This is a genomic window from Pseudomonas sp. 9.2(2024), assembly GCF_039695385.1.
In the GTDB taxonomy this organism is placed as follows: domain Bacteria; phylum Pseudomonadota; class Gammaproteobacteria; order Pseudomonadales; family Pseudomonadaceae; genus Aquipseudomonas; species Aquipseudomonas paraglycinae.
The window spans coordinates 1,817,503-1,834,443 of the sequence record NZ_CP155585.1 but is presented as its reverse complement, the minus strand read 5'-3'; the positions used below and the strand labels follow the sequence as shown (position 1 = coordinate 1,834,443).

18 protein-coding genes are annotated in these 16,941 nt (G+C 60.6%); 7 read left to right on the top strand and 11 right to left on the bottom strand.

The annotated features are described in order from the left end of the window. Positions 1–78: 78 nt before the first annotated feature. The 4 genes from ABFB52_RS08280 to ABFB52_RS08265 are packed head-to-tail and all read right to left on the bottom strand — an operon-like array spanning position 79 to position 3,793. On the bottom strand, positions 79–996 hold the full coding sequence (locus ABFB52_RS08280) for a biotin-dependent carboxyltransferase family protein (protein WP_102685985.1): 918 nt from the start codon (positions 994–996) through the stop codon (positions 79–81). Then, positions 993–1,697 carry an allophanate hydrolase subunit 1 gene (locus tag ABFB52_RS08275; protein ID WP_102685984.1) on the bottom strand — a complete coding sequence of 235 codons (705 nt, stop codon included), beginning with the start codon at positions 1,695–1,697 and terminating at the stop codon, positions 993–995. Before ABFB52_RS08275 ends, ABFB52_RS08280 begins: the two co-directional genes overlap by 4 nt. Further along, entirely contained in the window at positions 1,694–2,446 is a 753-nt protein-coding gene (locus ABFB52_RS08270; protein WP_085683100.1) for a 5-oxoprolinase subunit PxpA, read from the bottom strand. Before ABFB52_RS08270 ends, ABFB52_RS08275 begins: the two co-directional genes overlap by 4 nt. 60 nt (positions 2,447–2,506) lie before the next feature. Beyond that, a complete protein-coding gene (locus tag ABFB52_RS08265) occupies positions 2,507–3,793 on the bottom strand; it encodes an MFS transporter (RefSeq protein ID WP_129972840.1) in 1,287 nt (428 codons plus the stop codon). A 146-nt stretch (positions 3,794–3,939) separates the two neighbouring features. Here ABFB52_RS08265 and ABFB52_RS08260 point away from each other — a divergent pair, with 146 nt between their 5' ends. Beyond that, positions 3,940–4,851 carry a LysR family transcriptional regulator gene (locus tag ABFB52_RS08260; RefSeq protein WP_129972841.1) on the top strand — a complete coding sequence of 304 codons (912 nt, stop codon included), beginning with the start codon at positions 3,940–3,942 and terminating at the stop codon, positions 4,849–4,851. Positions 4,852–4,984: 133 nt separating this feature from the next. Here ABFB52_RS08260 and ABFB52_RS08255 read toward each other — a convergent pair whose 3' ends face one another. From ABFB52_RS08255 to ltrA, 4 genes are all read right to left on the bottom strand, one after another. After that, positions 4,985–5,527: a DUF2937 family protein gene (locus ABFB52_RS08255; RefSeq protein ID WP_007956487.1), complete on the bottom strand. Its 543-nt coding sequence runs from the start codon at positions 5,525–5,527 to the stop codon at positions 4,985–4,987. Between the two features lie 13 nt (positions 5,528–5,540). Further along, positions 5,541–6,317 carry a class II glutamine amidotransferase gene (locus ABFB52_RS08250; protein WP_007956486.1) on the bottom strand — a complete coding sequence of 259 codons (777 nt, stop codon included), beginning with the start codon at positions 6,315–6,317 and terminating at the stop codon, positions 5,541–5,543. 16 nt (positions 6,318–6,333) lie between these two features. Then, entirely contained in the window at positions 6,334–6,834 is a 501-nt protein-coding gene (locus ABFB52_RS08245; protein WP_007956485.1) for a hypothetical protein, read from the bottom strand. Positions 6,835–6,929: 95 nt separating this feature from the next. Then, on the bottom strand, positions 6,930–8,627 hold the full coding sequence (gene ltrA, locus ABFB52_RS08240) for a group II intron reverse transcriptase/maturase (RefSeq protein ID WP_129972842.1): 1,698 nt from the start codon (positions 8,625–8,627) through the stop codon (positions 6,930–6,932). A 1,150-nt stretch (positions 8,628–9,777) separates the two neighbouring features. On the opposite strand from ltrA, the gene ABFB52_RS08235 reads away from it, so the two are divergent. Together ABFB52_RS08235 and ABFB52_RS08230 are read left to right on the top strand one after the other, a co-directional pair. Beyond that, the gene (locus ABFB52_RS08235) at positions 9,778–11,832 is read left to right on the top strand and encodes a S9 family peptidase (protein WP_129972843.1); all 2,055 of its coding nucleotides are present in this window, start codon (positions 9,778–9,780) and stop codon (positions 11,830–11,832) included. A gap of 219 nt (positions 11,833–12,051) precedes the next feature. After that, on the top strand, positions 12,052–12,525 hold the full coding sequence (locus tag ABFB52_RS08230; RefSeq protein WP_007956482.1) for a cyclic nucleotide-binding domain-containing protein: 474 nt from the start codon (positions 12,052–12,054) through the stop codon (positions 12,523–12,525). Here ABFB52_RS08230 and ABFB52_RS08225 read toward each other — a convergent pair. Continuing rightward, positions 12,522–12,806: a hypothetical protein gene (locus ABFB52_RS08225; protein WP_127797214.1), complete on the bottom strand. Its 285-nt coding sequence runs from the start codon at positions 12,804–12,806 to the stop codon at positions 12,522–12,524. The two genes, ABFB52_RS08230 and ABFB52_RS08225, sit on opposite strands and share 4 nt — an antisense overlap. Positions 12,807–12,885: 79 nt before the next feature. Between ABFB52_RS08225 and ABFB52_RS08220 the strand changes: the two genes are divergently transcribed. From ABFB52_RS08220 to ABFB52_RS08205, 4 genes are all read left to right on the top strand, one after another. After that, positions 12,886–13,572 carry a hypothetical protein gene (locus tag ABFB52_RS08220; protein WP_129972844.1) on the top strand — a complete coding sequence of 229 codons (687 nt, stop codon included), beginning with the start codon at positions 12,886–12,888 and terminating at the stop codon, positions 13,570–13,572. A 49-nt stretch (positions 13,573–13,621) separates the two neighbouring features. After that, positions 13,622–13,993 carry a YajD family HNH nuclease gene (locus ABFB52_RS08215; protein ID WP_007944009.1) on the top strand — a complete coding sequence of 124 codons (372 nt, stop codon included), beginning with the start codon at positions 13,622–13,624 and terminating at the stop codon, positions 13,991–13,993. Positions 13,994–14,114: 121 nt separating this feature from the next. Further along, complete coding sequence (locus tag ABFB52_RS08210) at positions 14,115–14,585, top strand: RNA methyltransferase (RefSeq protein WP_007958066.1); 471 nt, start codon at positions 14,115–14,117, stop codon at positions 14,583–14,585. Between the two features lie 81 nt (positions 14,586–14,666). Next, positions 14,667–15,044 carry a DUF2892 domain-containing protein gene (locus ABFB52_RS08205; protein ID WP_085747205.1) on the top strand — a complete coding sequence of 126 codons (378 nt, stop codon included), beginning with the start codon at positions 14,667–14,669 and terminating at the stop codon, positions 15,042–15,044. Between the two features lie 57 nt (positions 15,045–15,101). Here the strand turns inward: ABFB52_RS08205 and ABFB52_RS08200 are convergent, their stop codons facing one another. Together ABFB52_RS08200 and ABFB52_RS08195 are read right to left on the bottom strand one after the other, a co-directional pair. Further along, positions 15,102–16,331, bottom strand: coding sequence for a hypothetical protein (locus ABFB52_RS08200; RefSeq protein WP_085747206.1), 1,230 nt, complete (start codon positions 16,329–16,331; stop codon positions 15,102–15,104). Positions 16,332–16,351: 20 nt separating this feature from the next. Further along, positions 16,352–16,801, bottom strand: coding sequence for a YcgN family cysteine cluster protein (locus ABFB52_RS08195; RefSeq protein ID WP_007958058.1), 450 nt, complete (start codon positions 16,799–16,801; stop codon positions 16,352–16,354). Positions 16,802–16,941: the final 140 nt, after the last annotated feature.

Below are 16,941 nucleotides of genomic sequence, written 5' to 3'. Positions count from 1 at the left end.
GCGGATCGTTCCCATGTCGAGGCGTCGAACCGTCTGCGTGGGAACGATCAAACGCAAACGCATTCGACGTGGGAACGATCAAGTAAAGCGCTTTAGATATTCGACGTGTTCCCGGTGTGCCACATCCTGCACCACCGGGCGCAATCTGACCTTCGCCCCCGGCAGACACTGTGCCAACCGGGCCAGCGCCAACGGCGTCAACGCTCCCAATCGCGGATAACCGCCAATGGTCTGCCGATCATTGAGCAAAACGATCGGCTGCCCGTCCGGCGGCACCTGCACCGCGCCCAGCGGGATGCCCTCGGAAATCATCGGCTTGCCCTGATACTGCAACGCCGTGCCCAACAGACGAATACCCATGCGGTCGGCGCGACTGTCCAGCGTCCAGGCGCTGTTGAATGCATCGAACAGGCTCTGCCCGCTGAACTGACCGATCTGCGCGCCGAGCACCAGATCGAGCGGCGCGTCGAGACGCAGGTCCGGTCGATGCTCCGCCGGGACCTCACGCACCAATAAGGTTTCGCCCTGATAACTCAGCGAAGCGCCCTTGGCCAATGGCAAGCCAAAACCATCGAGACCGCCGAGTTCCTCACGTACCACCGTGGCACTGCTGCCCAGCACTTTTGGCGCACTGAAACCGCCGGGCGCCGCCAGATAGGCCCGCGCCCCCTGCAACGGCTGGGTGATCTTCAAGGTCTGCCCTTTGCGCAGCTTGAAACTGCGCCACGGCGCCAACGCCTCGCCGTCGATCTGCGCGCCAAGGTCGGCGCCAGCCAATGCCAGCAAGCAATCTTCTTCAGCCACCACCGTGAACCCGCCGAGGGTGATTTCGATCACCGGCAAGTCCAGGCCATTGCCCAGCAGCCAGTTGGCCCAGGCCATCGACCGCCAATCTGCCGCGCCGCCCTGGGTCACGCCCAGATGGCGTACGCCAAACCGCCCGGCGTCCTGCAACAAGCACAGCGGCGTGCTTGCTTCAATCGTCAGTCGGCTCATGCGAAGGCCTCCAGAGGCGTGTCGTCACCGCCGAGGCGGATGAATTCGGCATGGCTCACCGCTTCGAAACGCACGGTGTCCCCGGGCTGCATGAGGCTGTAGCCATCGCGTTCACGGTCGAACAGTTTTGCCGGTGTGCGACCGATCAGGTTCCAGCCACCGGGAGACACCACCGGATACGCCGCCGTTTGCCGCTCGGCGATGCCGACGCTGCCGGCGGCGACTTTCTTGCGTGGCGTATTCAGACGCGGTGCTGCCAGGACTTCTTCCACCAAACCCATGAAGGCAAACCCGGGTGCGAATCCAAGCGCGAACACCTGATATTCACGGGCGCTGTGGCGGCGGATCACCTCTTCCACCGCCAAACCGCTGCGTTGTGACAGCAGGCTCAATTCCGGTCCGACGCTAAGGTCGTACCACACGGGCAACACATGACACTGGCCGCCGGTGCGCGCATTCGGCGACAGGTCGATCAAGGCTTCGGCGATCAATTCGCGAGCCTGACCCGGATTCAATTCGGTCAGGTCGTAATGCACCATCAACGTGGTGTACGACGGCACCAGATCGATCAGATGTGCGCCGAACACCGTGCGCAACCGCTCACTGGCGGCGAGCATCCACGGCATGTTGGCTTCGGCGATTTCATCGAACAGGCGCAGCATCAGGCAATCCAGCGCTACCACTTCCACCCGCGGATTCATGGCGCGCTCTGCTCGTTCAGGGCCTGACGAATGCGTTGCACGGCCGCCACTGAACTGGCGTTGTCACCGTGCACGCACAGCGTGTTGGCTTGCAGGTGCAGCGCGCTGCCGTCGCTGGCCGTGAGGTTGTCGCCACGAGCGATGGTCAGCGCTTGCCCGATGATGGTTTCGGAATCGTGATGCACCGCGCCCGGCAGTTGTCGCGAGACCAGTCGGCCGGCGCTGTCATAGGCGCGATCGGCGAAGGCTTCGAACCACAGGGTCACGCCGTATTCGTCGCCAAGCTGTTGCGCGGCCGTATTGTCGCGGGTGGCCATCAGCATCAGTGGCAAGCTGCGATCGTAAGCCGCGACGGCCTGAATCACCGCCCGCAACTGCGCCGGGTTGGCCATCATGTCGTTGTACATCGCGCCGTGGGGTTTGACGTAACTGACTTTGCCACCCTGGGCACGGCAAATGCCGTCGAGGGCGCCGATCTGGTAATGCAGGATGTCTTGCAGTTCCTGGGCGGTGTAAGCCATGGAACGTCGGCCGAACCCCACAAGATCCTGATAGGCCGGATGCGCGCCGATCTGCACGCCGTGGCTCAGGGCCAGGCTGACGGTCTTGCGCATGATGCTCGGGTCGCCGGCGTGAAAACCGCAGGCAATGTTGGCGCAATCGATGAAGGGCATGACTTCCGCGTCCAGACCCATGGTCCAGCTGCCGAAGCTCTCGCCGATGTCACAGTTCAATAGCAGGCGGCTCACGGTGAACACTCCTGTAGCTTTTGTCTTTTTTTATCGTAGGGCGTTGTCGCAGGTTATCAGTTACTGCGCGTCCAGTTGTTTGCCACGGGTTTCCGGCAGGCTCAACGCCGCGAGGATCACCACCCCGTAGGACACCGCCGCAAAGGCACCGATGCCTACGCTCAGCGGCACTTTCTGGCTGAGCAGCCCGATCAGCAGCGGGAACAATGCCGCCAGCGCCCGGCCAATGTTGTAGCAGAAGCCCTGCCCCGAGCCGCGAATCCGGGTTGGAAACAGTTCGGTGAGAAACGCGCCCATGCCACTGAAAATCCCCGACGCAAAGAAGCCCAGCGGGAAGCCCAGCCACAACATCACGCCGTTGCTGACCGGCAATTGGGTGTAGAGCAGAACGATGGTGAACGAGCCGACCGCGAACAGGATGAAGTTCTTCTTGCGGCCCAACAGGTCGGTCAAATAGGCGCTGATCACATAACCGACGTAGGAACCGATGATCACCATCGCCAGATAGCCGCCGGTGCCGAGTACGCTCAAGCCGCGTTCGTTCTTCAGAAACGTCGGCAACCAAGAGGTGATCGCGTAGTAACCGCCGAGGGCGCCGGTGGTCAGCAACGAGGCGCGGATCGTGGTGAAGAGCATGCCGGGGGCGAAGATCTCGTAGAACTTCGACGGACTGTCCGGAGTTTGCCTGGCTTTGGCTTCGCGGTAGATCTCCGGATCTTTCACCAGACGGCGGACGAAAATCACGAACACCGCCGGCACGATGCCAAGGATGAACAGTGCGCGCCAGGCGTCTTCCGGTGGCAGCACCGAGAACAGCAGCGCATACAGAATCGCTGTCAGGCCCCAACCCAAGGCCCAGCCGGATTGCACCATGCCCACCGCCTTGCCGCGGTCCTTGGCCCGGATCACTTCACCGATCAGCACCGCACCGGCGGTCCATTCACCGCCGAAACCGAAGCCCATCAAGGTGCGGGCGATCAACAGCTGTTCGTAGTTCTGGGCGAAGCCGCAAAGGAAAGTGAAGAATGCAAACCACAGCACCGTCAGTTGCAGGGTGCGCACGCGGCCGATGCGGTCGGAGAGAATTCCCGCCACCCAACCGCCGATGGCCGATGCGATCAGGGTGCTGGTATGAATCAGGCCGGCTTCGCCGGTGGTGATGCCCCACATCGCGATCAGGGTCGGCACCACGAAGCTGAGCATCTGGGTGTCCATGCCGTCCAGACCGTAGCCGATCTTGCAGCTCCAGAAGGTCCGGCGCTCCTGCTGATTGATGTTGCGATACCAGTCGAATGGGCCGGGACGGGCCGCAGTCTTGGGGAGGTCGAAGGTGTCGGGCGCACTCATGGCATGTCTCCGCAGGCTTTTATTGGTCTTGTTCGAAGCTCCGACGACGCCTATCGTGGGAACCGGATGCGTCGATTCTTGGGTGCGTCACCCGGTCGCGTCCAACGAATAAAAACCTGCCCAAGACATAAGAAAAATTTGTTGCCATGAACCTGAAGTTTCTCGAAACCTTCGTCTGGGTCGCCCGGCTGAAAAGTTTTCGCCTGACCGCCGACAAGCTGTTCACCACCCAGGCCTCGATCTCCAGCCGGATCGCGGTGCTCGAAGGTGAGCTCGGGGTGAAGCTGTTCCTGCGTGATTCACGCGGCGTCAGCCTGACGCCCGAAGGTTTGAAAGTGCTGGACTATGCCGAGCAGATGCTCGACACGATGCAGGCGCTGAAGCAGTCGATCGAGACCCGATCGAGCAAGGTCGGCCGAGTGCGCATCGGAGTGATGGACACGGTGATTCACACCTGGCTCAGCCCGTTGGTGGCGCAAATGACCGATCTGTATCCACGGGTGGAAATCGAGCTGGTGGCGGATACCTCGCTGAACCTCTGCGATCAGCTGCAAAAAGGCTTTCTCGATCTGATCCTGCAAACCGATCTGGTGCGCCAGGAAAGCGTGCGCAGCCTCGAACTGGCCAGCCACCCCATCGGCTGGATCGTCGCCAGCCATTCGATCTACAACCGCGACTACCAAAGCCTCGCCGACCTGGCGCAGGAGCGGATCATCACTTACTCGAAAAACTCCCGGCCGCACCAGGACATCCTGGCGCTGATGCAGGCCCAGGGCGTGCTGGCGCCAAGGTTGAATTGTGTGAATTCGGTGTCGGCGATTACCCGGCTGTTGCGCGACGGCTTCGGCATTGGCGCGTTGCCGCCGGTGCTGGTGGCCGAGGAACTGGCGCGGGGGGAATTGACTTTGCTCGACATCGAACAGCGTCCACCGAACCTGCAAGTCGTGGTGTCATGGCGGGTCGGTGTGGAATGGGTCGAGGAGATTGTGATGCTGTGTCAGCAGGTGCTTGAGGGGTATGCGCGCAAGGTGGGCAAGGATTACATCGCTTTAAGTTGATCGTTCCCACGCTCTGCGTGGGAATGCAGCCCGGGACGCTCCGCGTCCCTCGCAAGCCGAACGCGGAGCGTCCGTTGAGGCATTCCCACGCAGACGGTTCGACGCCTCGACGTGGGAACGATCTTCATAAGGCTCAGAGCCCGCGCACATCCCGGTCTTCGATCGGCCGGCTCTGGCGCAGGCGCTTGCCGCCCAGCACCACCCAGTCGATCAGACGGAACAGGCATTCAAGACCGAACGACAACAGCAGCGCGCCGCTCATCCCCCAGATCATCGCTTCAGGCGTCAGCAGGATCTGGTAGCTGTAGCCATTCCAGGTTTCCTTGCGGATGTCCGGGTCGGCGGCCAGCACCACTTGCAGGAAGCGGATGTACCACGGGCCTTGCATCGCCTGGAATTGCTTGTCCAGCGCCAGCTGACGGTTGAGCAAGGTGCTCAGGCTGTCGGCATCACTGCGAAACACCGGATCTTCGCTGGCACGGTAATGGGCGACCAGCGCCTGGATATCACCCTTGAAAAACTGCTCGGCGGTACCCTGGAAGCCGCGCAGACCGGTCTGCGCCTCGATCAGGTGCGCTTCGACCCGCTTGGCGTAATCGTTGATGAAGCCCGGCACCTGGACACCGATCAACAGGCCCGCCGCAAACAACACCAGCCGTAGATAACTGAGCAACATGGGGGTGCAATCCTTATTCGGTCGTGCCTTGGCTGACGCATTCGCCGCGTCGCCACAGGCTCCATTGGCCCGGTTCGTAGCGGGTCCAGGTTTCGTTTTCAGTCAAAGGTTCGGTGGCAATCACCGTGACCACGTCATTGGGCGTGGTTTCGGCCTGGAAATCGACGATCACATCAACGTCCTTGAGCCGCGCCGGGCCAAACGGTGCGCGTCGGGTGATCTGCGCCAGTTTGGTCGAGCAATAGCAGAACAGCCAGTCGCCGTCGCTGAGCAGGCAGTTGAACACGCCTTTGCTGCGATATTCGGCGCAGGCTGCGACCAGATCCGGCAGCAGCACTTCTATATCGACCGGTTCCGGAAACGCTGCACGTACACGGTTGAGCAAATCGCAGAACGCCGCTTCGCTGTCGGTATCGCCGACCGGGCGGTAGAAACTTTTGATCGGCGAGAAGTCGGCGAGCTGGCCGTTGTGCGCAAAGCACCAGTTGCGCCCCCACAGTTCGCGGACGAACGGGTGGGTGTTGGACAGGCAGACCTTGCCGACGTTGGCCTGGCGGATATGACCGATGACCACTTCGCTCTTGATCGGATAGCGCTGCACCAGATTGGCGACTTCCGACTCGCTGCTGGCCGCCGGGTCCTGGAACAGGCGCAAGCCGCGCCCTTCATAGAAACCGATGCCCCAGCCGTCGCGGTGCGGGCCGGTACGACCGCCGCGCTGCATCAGCCCGGTGAAGCTGAACACGATGTCGGTCGGCACGTTGGCACTCATGCCCAATAATTCACACATGTGCGGACTCTCGTGATTACAGACGCGGCTCGACCCGCATGCGCTGCGGATTGCTTGGCACCGGAGGGCGACCGTAGCGGTCATCGCCGGCACCGCCGAACGGTTGATCGGCGTCCCGCTCGTCATCGGCCCGGGCCGCTGCGCGGGCGGCTTCAGCCTGTTCCTTGCGTGCCTTGGAGGCGCGCTCGATCGGCAGGCGGATCAGCACGAAAATCAGGTACAGGCCGAACGCGATCATGGCGTACATGAGCAATTCGGAAATCGCGCGCCAGGCGTTGTTGCCGACCTTGAACGCCAGATCCAGCGCGGTAATGGCGATGGCCGGGGCGAATTTTTCCTTCACCGGGTCAATGATGGTCGGGCTGAACAGCAACACCGCCATCAGCACACGCAGCGGCTCGCGCAGCCAGCGCCACATCCAGCGGGTCATGCGCATCCACACCAGCAGGCAGCCCACGGCGGCAAAGGCGTAAAGGCCCCAGGCGATCAGATAGTCGTTCTCGGTCATGGTGTCCATGGCAAGGCAGGCAAGTCGGGTAGAGACAGACCATTACTGGTCTGCCTCCCCCTAAGAACCGTACGTGCGCCTTTCAACGCATACGGCTCAAGTCTTTAAAAAGCCCCGGTTGGAGCCGGCTTGTTTACTGTCAATCCACGGCTGTGTAGCTGCTGATGACAAACTGGATGCAATAGTACTCGGTTATCCAAGGTGTCTCCACCGCCTTGGGAGCGGTGGATTACATGATGGTCGTGCCACCCGCTTTCCTTGGTAATCGGCTGATTGCACAGCGGACATAGACCTTTTTGGCTTTGAAAAAGACTTACGATCTGTTTCCGATACTTCAGCTTTTTAAGCATTCGCACCATTCGCAATTTCTCTCCCATTTCCTCCATGGAAGGATCGAAGGGGTTGTATTCCCCGCTCACCTTTCTATGCCGCTCGATCGCAGTGCTCGCTATTGAGTACAGGGGAGCTATTGCTTTCGTCCCGTCCGTCCTCATCGCCGTGGTGGCGAATACCCAACTTCTGCCTTCATGGGGTTGGAAATAACCTCTCCTGACCCATTCCAACGATTTATTTGGATGTCGCCTTTTCGCCCAACGCCAAAGAGCATGAAAAACAGAGTTATCCATTCTGCTAAACGCCTTCTTGGCAACCACTGGCTGGTGGTACATCGCCCAGCCACGCAGTATCGGATTCAGCCGTTGGATCAGATCCTCTTGCTTTGCCGTTTTGTTGGTACTGATGACGTCCTTCACCTTGCGATAGAACGCTTTCACGTTTTTCTTGCTTGGCTTGATCAGGAGCTTTCCCTCGTACTTGCGGAAATTCCATCCCAGAAAGTCAAAGCCTTCGTCTATGTGAACCACGCGGGTTTTCTCGAGTGACAGCTGCAATCCCCGCACAGCGAGGAATTGCTCCACCCAAGGTCTGATTTCGCTTTCCAGCATCTCTTTCGAGTTTCCGGTAATCACAAAGTCATCCGCATAACGCACCACATTGATTTTCAGCTTCTTGGCTTTCGTCACGCCCAGATGTTGCTTGAGCTGTGACTCCAGTCCATCCAGCACCATATTTGCCAAGGTTGGCGAGATAATCCCGCCTTGTGGCGTACCGGCGTCCGTTGCCTGAAGCTGATCTTTATGAATCACTCCAGCCTTTAGCCATTTCCGGAGGATCGTTTTGTCCGTAGGGACATTGGCGATCAGCCAGTCATGGTTGATGTGGTCAAAGCAGCCTTTGATGTCCGCCTCCAGTACCCATTCGGCCGAAACCTTCTTGGATAAGCAGATGAACAGCTGTCCCATCGCGTCAGCGGTAGAGCGCTCGATCCTGAAGCCGTAGCTGTTCGGATCTCCGGTGGTTTCTGCAATGGGCGCCAGAGCCAGCAGGTATAGAGCCTGCATGGCCCTGTCAGTCATGGTCGGAATGCCCAGAGGGCGTTCCCTCCCATTCGACTTCGGAATGAAGACACGCCTTAACGGCCGTGGCTTGTATCCGTGGCGCTTCAACCCGTTCGCCGCTTTCCATTTGGCATCGGGTGTATCCCAGAGCACGCGGTCGACTCCCGCCGTGCGCTTGCCCTGGTTTTCAGTGACTCGCCGAACAGCCAAATATCTGGCCGAACGAGAGCGGGTCAGCATTCGTTGCAGGGAGTTAACCCCGCGCCAATTGCCTTCCCGACAAGCCTTCGCAATCCGTAACTGCATAGCCCGGACATTCCGCTGAACACGCCACCAATCGATGTCATGCCATTGTTGCGGAGCGCCGGAAGGCGCAGACACGGCCGTAGGGCTGTGTACTTTCATGCTGCCTTCCTCTCAAATTGCCTGAGCTGAAGACGTACGCATCCCCTGACGGGAATGGACGTCCCGTCAGGGCTGGATAAATGGGAAACCTAAACTGCAGGTTTCTGAAATTATTGAGACAGGCTCAGTCAGAGTTCATGCGACGAAAGACCTCGCAGAAGTCTGCCCGGTTTCCCGTGGGGTGATGTTCCAACCCCTATTCGACCCATTACAGATCGACTTTCGCTTTATCTGCGATCCCATACCCGCAAAGCCAACAGATCCCCTTGCGGTTCACCTGCCCGAAGGCAGCCATACGGGCTTACCACGTTCCCTGCCTGTCACACGATTGGTTTAGGGCCTGCCTTTTCGCCGGTGATCCTGATGACGACGTACCTCCAGCCTCTACAGAGATATCCGATCACTTTGCCTTTTGGCTCAAGCCTGACAGCTGTTTTGGCTTGTTTATAATTACGACGTTTATCAGCAGTTCACATATGTTGCCCATGCCAACCAGCCTGGCGCCTCAACCCGGTTCAGCTCCGAGCATCTCTACAACCCCTCACGGTGGCTGCAGACCTTTTCAGGGGCTACGTTGTTAGAAAAGCTTCACACCTCATCGTCGCCAATGACGCATGTTTTCCTAGGCTATCGTTGGTCGCACAACGAGTCCGCTGCTACCTTGCGAGCAAGCTAGATGGACAATGACAGACAGAGCTTTCGCTCGAGTCTTCAGATGAGTAAGCAAGCACTGAACGAATCAGCAGGCTCAGAAAAGCGTTTCCTCCTGTTTCAGAAGCAGGAGAAAACCCTTGCGGGGATTCTTTCCCGCTGGGGTGAGGTTCTGTAAGAACCGATGATTTAGTGTGCATTCAGGAAAGAAAAAGATCTTTCCTCCAGTCAATAATTTGAATGCTGATGGACTGTGGGCCTGCCCCGCCGCAACGGTAAGTCCTTGAAGGCAGTGGACTTCTTTGATGGATTTTTATTCCGGAGATTGGGTACTCCAGCCTTGGCTGTAATCAAACAGCCCTTCAAGATGACCATCCACCTCGAAGTCTTGAAGACACGCTACGCGTGTCGCACAGAGGCGCTTATAGTAACGACTTTTCGCACGTCAGGCTTCCCCGCCGTCCGTGCGACCCTTATTTGTCATGTCCGAGAGCTTTCCATGCCCGTATCCGCCAACGTCAGCAGCGCCCCGATTGCCCACAAGGCCGCCGGTCACGACCCGTACGCCTGGCTGCAGGAACGCGACACCGACGCGGTGCTCGACTACCTCAAGGCTGAAAACGACTATCAGCAGGCGCAGACCGCCGATCAGGCTGAGCTACGCGAAACCCTGTTCGAAGAGATCAAGGGCCGGATCCTCGAAACCGACCTGTCCCTGCCCTCGCCATGGGGCCCGTACCTGTATTACACCCGCACCACAGCGGGTGACGAATACGCCCGTCACTATCGTTGCCCGCGCCCGGCCGACGACAGCCTGACCCTCGACGAAAGCCGCGAACAGCTGCTGCTCGACCCGAACGCACTGGCCAACGGCGGCTTTTTCTCCCTCGGCGCCTTCAGCATCAGCCCGGATCACCAGCGCCTGGCCTACAGCGTCGATGCCTCGGGCGACGAGATTTACACCCTGTTCGTGAAGGAATTATCCAGCGAGCGTGTCAGCGAACTGGAATTCCAGGACTGCGACGGCAGCATGACCTGGGCCAATGACAGCCTCACGCTGTTCTTCGGCGTACTCGACGACACCCATCGTCCGCACAAACTGTTCCGCTATCGTCTGGACGGCACCGCCGCCGAAGAGGTCTTCCACGAACCGGACGGGCGTTTCTTCCTGCATTGCTACCGCGCCAGCTCCGAGCAGCAATTGCTGTTGTCCCTGGGCAGCAAGACCACCAGCGAAGTCTGGGCGCTGGACGCCAATCAGCCGCAGCAGCCGTTCACCTGCCTGGCGCCACGGGTCGAGGATCACGAGTACGACGTCGACCACGGCAAACTCGATGGCGAATGGACCTGGTTCATCCGCACCAACCGCGACGGTATCAACTTCGCCCTGTATCAGGCGCCGGACACCGGCATCGCACCGAGCGAAGCCGACTGGCAGAACCTGATCCCGCACAGCGATTCGGTGATGCTCGATGGCGTGACCCTCAACGCCGAAGCCCTGACCCTGAGCCTGCGTGAGGGCGGTCTGCCGATCATCGAAGTTCGCCCACACGGCCTAGCGCCTTATCGCGTGCAATTGCCGGACGCGGCCTACAGCCTCTACGTGCAAAACAGCCTTGAATTCGAAAGCGACCGCATTCGCCTGCGCTATGAAGCGCTGAATCGCCCGGCTCAGGTTCGGCAACTGATCCTCGCCACCGGCGAACAGACCGTCCTCAAGGAAACCCCGGTACTCGGCCCGTTCGACGCCGACGCCTACGTCAGCCAGCGCCTGTGGGCGACTGCGCCGGACGGCACCCAGGTGCCGATCAGCTTGGTGATGAAACGGGAAATGGTCGGCAAAGCGGTGCCGCTCTACCTGTACGGTTACGGCGCCTACGGTTCGAGCCTCGATCCATGGTTCTCCCATGCTCGCCTGAGCCTGCTGGATCGCGGCATGGCATTCGCCATTGCCCACGTGCGTGGCGGCGGCGAACTGGGCGAAGCCTGGTACCGCGCCGGCAAGCAGGAGCACAAACACAACACCTTCAGCGACTTCATTGCCTGCGCCGAATTCCTGATCCTCAACGGCATCACCACCGCGCCGCAACTGGCGATCAGCGGTGGCAGCGCCGGTGGACTGCTGATTGGCGCAGTGCTCAACCAGCGTCCGGATCTGTTCGGCGTGGCGATTGCCGAAGTGCCGTTCGTCGACGTGCTCAACACCATGCTCGACCCGGATCTGCCGCTGACCGTCACTGAATACGACGAGTGGGGCAACCCCGAAGAGCCGGAGGTCTACGAGCGGATCAAGGCCTACGCGCCGTACGAAAACGTCACCGCGCAGGCCTATCCTGCGACGCTGGTGATCGCCGGCTACAACGACAGCCGCGTGCAGTACTGGGAAGCGGCCAAGTGGGTGGCGAAATTGCGCGCGACCAAGACCGATAACAATCCATTGCTGCTCAAGACCGAACTGGGCGCCGGCCACGGCGGCATGAGCGGGCGTTATCAGGGATTACGTGACGTAGCGCTCGAATATGCATTTGTTTTCAAGGTTCTGGGCATTGCCTGAGGAACTCCGCCGGTCACTTGGGTCTTAATTCCAGACCCGATAGGCCGATAGCACATCAATCCCCTATGGGAGCGAGCTTGCTCCGGGCGGCGATCCGACGATAGCAATCTGTCAGTCATGTTGATGTTGGCTGACACTCCGCCATCGCGAGCAGGCTCGCTCCCACAGGAGTTCTGTGCAACGCCTTGAAACAGTGAAAACAAAAAAAGACCGCACGACATGTCAGAACCCACTCTACTGAACAACGAAATCCGCGACTGGCTGATGGACTGCGGCCTGTTCGATCAATTGCAGCTGGCGGATTTTGCCGCCGCTTCGGGCTACTTCAGCATCAGCACCGTGGCTGAAGGCGAAGCGATCTTTCGCGAAGGTGATGCCGGCAGTTTCATGTGCATCATCCACACCGGCCAGGTGGCCGTGCAGAAAACCGGCGGCGACGGCCAGGTCGTGACCATGGCGACTCTGCGGAGCGGCCGGGCGTTCGGTGAAATGGCCGTGCTCGACGGCGAGCGCCGCTCGGCAACATGCGTCGCGGCGAGCAACTGCCAGTTGCTCAACCTCGGCAAGGATTCACTGGAAAAAATGCTCAACGACGCACCGAAGATCGCCGCCAAGATCATCCGCGCCCTCGCTGTCTCCCTGTCCAAACGTCTGCGCATGGCCGACGGCCAGCTCGCCGCCCAGCAGATCTAGCCTCCCGGGGATTTGGGTTTGCTGTCGTTCTGTTCCAGGCCCGGCAATGGCTGATCCTTGGTCGGCGGGCTGGGCATTTCGATCGGCACCAGCGGCGGGCCGCCACTGCCGGGGCCGGCCTTGGGAATCGGCACCGGGCTGATCTGCGGATACGGGGTTGGCGTCGCCGTACCGGGCGAGCCCGGTTGCGGTGTCGGGCTGACGGGAATCGTCTGTTGCGCCTGTACGGCAGTTATCGAGAGCGCGGCCAGGGTAATGACCGTTAGAATGATGCGCTTCATCAAGGGCTCCGTTGGCCTGAAGTCTGCCTTCAGGCTACTCCCAACGCGCCGGCTTGCCTTCCCCCCTGTAGAGATTTCCATGAAACGTTTCGTTCTGCTCGACACCACGCCGATCCCTGACAACGGTGGCGCCCTGTGCCTGTTCGAGTATGGCGAGGACTTCGTCATCAAGATCCAGGGCGGCGACGGCGGCCAATTGATGAACACCCGCATGCACGGTTCCGAAGACGCGCTGGCCGAGATTCCGTGCCGCAAGGTCGCCGGCCGGCCGAACTCGCGGGTGCTGATCGGCGGTCTGGGCATGGGCTTCACCCTTGCCTCCGCGCTCAAGCATCTGGGCAAGAGCGCCGAAGTGGTGGTCGCCGAACTGGTGCCCGGCGTGGTCGAGTGGAACCGCGGCCCGCTCGGTGAAAAGTCCGGACGCCCGCTGCTCGATCCGCGCACGGTGATTCGCCAGGAAGACGTGGCCAAGGTGCTGCAAAGCGAGCCCGACGGCTTCGACGCGATCATGCTCGATGTCGACAACGGCCCCGAAGGCCTGACCCAGAAAGCCAACAGCTGGCTGTATTCCGCCGCAGGCCTTGCCGCGTGCGCCAAGGCGATGCGCCCCAAAGGCGTGCTGGCGGTGTGGTCGGCCAGCGCCGACCGGCAGTTTTCCGACAAATTGAAGAAGGCCGGTTTCAAGGCCGAGGAAGTCCAGGTCTTCGCCCACGGCAACAAGGGCACGCGCCACACGATCTGGATTGCCGAGAAGCTCAAGGGCTGAGCTAAACTTGCCTCATAACCGTCATTAGTCTTTCTACAAAGGTGAACCCATGAGTTCGTCCACCCCGACCAACACTTCGAAGCTGGATCGCATCCTCGCCGACAACCAGCGCGACAAGGAAATGGGCTACCGCGACAAGGCCCTGAAGATGTACCCGCACGTGTGCGGCCGCTGTGCCCGTGAGTTTTCCGGCAAGCGCCTGAGCGAGCTGACCGTGCATCACCGCGACCACAACCACGACAACAACCCGCAGGACGGTTCCAACTGGGAACTGCTGTGTCTGTACTGCCACGACAACGAACACTCGCGCTACACCGATCAGCAGTACTTCGGCGAAGGCTCGCTGAGCACGCCGAAAATCGCCAAGGCTACGCACAACCCGTTTGCTGCACTGGCCGGGCTGATGAAAAAAGAAGACTGAGCCACCACTCCGATCGTTCCCACGCAGAGCGTGGGAACGATCGGCACCGCAGATCCTGAATCTGCCCGCCCTCCCCCAATCCCCGTATAATCGCCCTCTTTTTCCCGAAGGCACCCCGCTCGTGGCAGACAAACGGTACAGCTGCATTGGTTTGTATAACCCCAAATCACCGGAAAACGTCGGTTCGGTGATGCGCGCCGCAGGCTGCTACGGCGTATCGACCGTGTTCTACACCGGCAAGCGCTATGAGCGCGCCGCCGACTTCGTCACCGACACAAAGCGCGTGCACTACGACATCCCGCTGATCGGCATCGACGACCTGAAAAAGATCCTGCCGCTCAACTGCGTCCCGGTCGCCGTGGAACTGGTCGACGGCGCCCGCCCGCTGCCGGAATACACCCATCCGGATCGCGCCCTGTACATCTTCGGCCCCGAAGACGGTTCGCTGGATCAAGAGATCCGCGACTGGTGCGAAGACGTCGTGTACATCCCGACCACCGGCTGCATGAACCTCGCCGCCACGGTCAACGTCGTGCTCTACGACCGCATGGCCAAAGGCCTGAACACCCGCTCCGGGCCGAAATTCCGCTGAAACGCCACACATCCAATGGAACGAGCTGACCGCCTGCGCAGTCAGCTTGTTTATCGATTACTCATTGCCTGGAGAAAGATCATGACCGAGCTCAAACGCGTCGAACGTATCGAATCCACCCCGTTCCAGAGCCGTTCCGAGCAGAACGTCGAAGGCTGGGAGCGCATCGGCTCGCTGGCCGGCGGCGTGATCATGGTCGGCAAGGGCCTGCGCCGTGGCGGTGTATTCGGGCTGATTCAGGTGGCGATTGGCGGCGTGGCCATGGCCCGCGGCATCACCGGCCACAGTTCGGTGAAAAGCCTGCTGGAGAAAAGCCGCCAGGACATGAACAACGTGCGGGCGAAGATCGAGCGGGCCGGTGAAGAACTGAGCAAGCTCAAGGCCAATGCCGAAGCGGCAACCAAAACTGCCACCGTGACCGGCAACGACTCGGTGAAATCGCCGAAAACCGGGGTTTGATTCTGGATTTGCCTTGAGGCTAATGGCCTCATCGCTGGCAAGCCAGCGATGGCGGTATTACTGCAGTAACCCGGTATCAAGGACTTTGGACGACTCGCCGAGAATGCTTTCGGCGAGTTGCACGAACTCTTTGGTATCCACCGTCCCCAGGTGCATCGCCCCGCGCAGCACGTCATCCAGCGAGCGCTTGTTGCGGGTCTTCAGGCGAATCTCGCCGTCCAGCTCCTGTAACAACAGCACCGCTTTCGACAGCTGCGCCGGGCTGATCTGCTCGCCGCGCAGGGTCGTGACTTTCTGGCTGTCCTTGACCAGTTTCGCCTGCAACGCCTGATAACGCTCGTCGCTCATGCCCCCGGCACGGCGTACCAGTTCGATGGCGTAATACTCGGCAAAACCCTCGCTGATCCAGTCGCTGCGCTGTTCGTCGTTGATCCGTCCGAACACCTGCGCCAACTCGCGCACCAAAACACTGCTGCCGCTTTCGCTGACCAGCGGCAAGCGCGTGTTGAGGTAGATCGACTCCCGCGCCGCCAGGCTGCCGCGCCACATCGGGTCATTGGCGCCGACGATCAGCAGTTTGCTCGGGTGGCGCGGAAACACCGCTTGCACCTGCGGCCAGACGAACGTCAGCAGCGTCAGCACGTCCATCCGGCGCATGCCCTGCCCTTGCGGCGAGGCCACGGTGACTTCGGTTTCCCCCAGTCGGGTGCGGCGGCTGCCAAGGTGGCCGGCGAGCATCCAGCCGGTCGGGCGGTCGAACAGGCGTGACGGATTGTCGATGCGGAATTTGTTCTTGCCGATACGCGGCCAGGCGGTTTCGACGCTTTTCCAGCCGTCGGGCAATTCGAAGTGCAGGCGCGCGACAAGCTCGATGCCGTCCTGTTGGTCGAGCTTGGCCGGCGGTACCAGTTCATCACCGCGCATCAGCGCCCAGGTCGGGGTCATGCGCGTGTCGAAGCTGCCGTTCTTGCGGCCGTGGCTGATGCGCACGCGGTAGGTCAGGCTGGCCTTGTCCGCCGTCGGGCGCCATACGCCGCGTGCGTGTTGGCCCGGCGTCAGTTGCCATTGGCCGTCGGCCTTGAAGTCGCTGTAATGGCTGCCATCGCCCAGATCGAAATCCAGACTGCGCACCGCTTCGCCTTTGGCGAGGGTCAGGCGCACTTCGGCCTGATCGCTCTGCGGCAGCAGGCGTACCTGATAATCCAGATCGACTTTCTTGGCCGCCCACGCCGGCGCACTCAGCGCCAGCAACGTGACGATCAGCGCCCGGCGCAATTCCGTCGCCATACCTGCTCCTTGGTCAATCGTTAACCTGCGCGGAAAATCAGGTGATCTTCCCAGTCGTCTTCCGGCACGCTGCCTTCGGCGAGCATGCGCCCGGACTGGGAAATCCGTTCGTGGTGCACCGCGTCGCGATCACCGCAGACCAAGTGATGCCACAGCGGCAGATCCTTGCCTTCGCTGACCAGCCGATAACCGCAGGTCGGCGGCAGCCATTTGAATTCTTCGGCCTGGCCCGGGGTGAGCTGGATGCAGTCCGGGACAAACTTCATGCGGTTCGGGTAATCGCTGCACTGGCAGGTTTTCAGGTCCAGCAGTTTGCAGGCGATGCGCGTGTAATAGACGCTGTTGTCTTCTTCATCCTCGAGCTTCTGCAGGCAGCACAGGCCACAACCGTCGCACAGCGATTCCCATTCCTCGTGATCGAGTTGATCGAGGGTTTTGCGTATCCAGAACGGTTCGACTTTGGCGGCCATGGCTCAAGCATCAACATCAGGTGGTGAAAAGGCCGCCAGTCTAGTGCCCAAGGCCCCGTGGGCCAAGCGCTGGCGACTGCCGGTTGTGCGGGCTTGTCAGTTTTTGCGCGGCCAAGTAGCTTTGCCGGTCTCACCAGGCC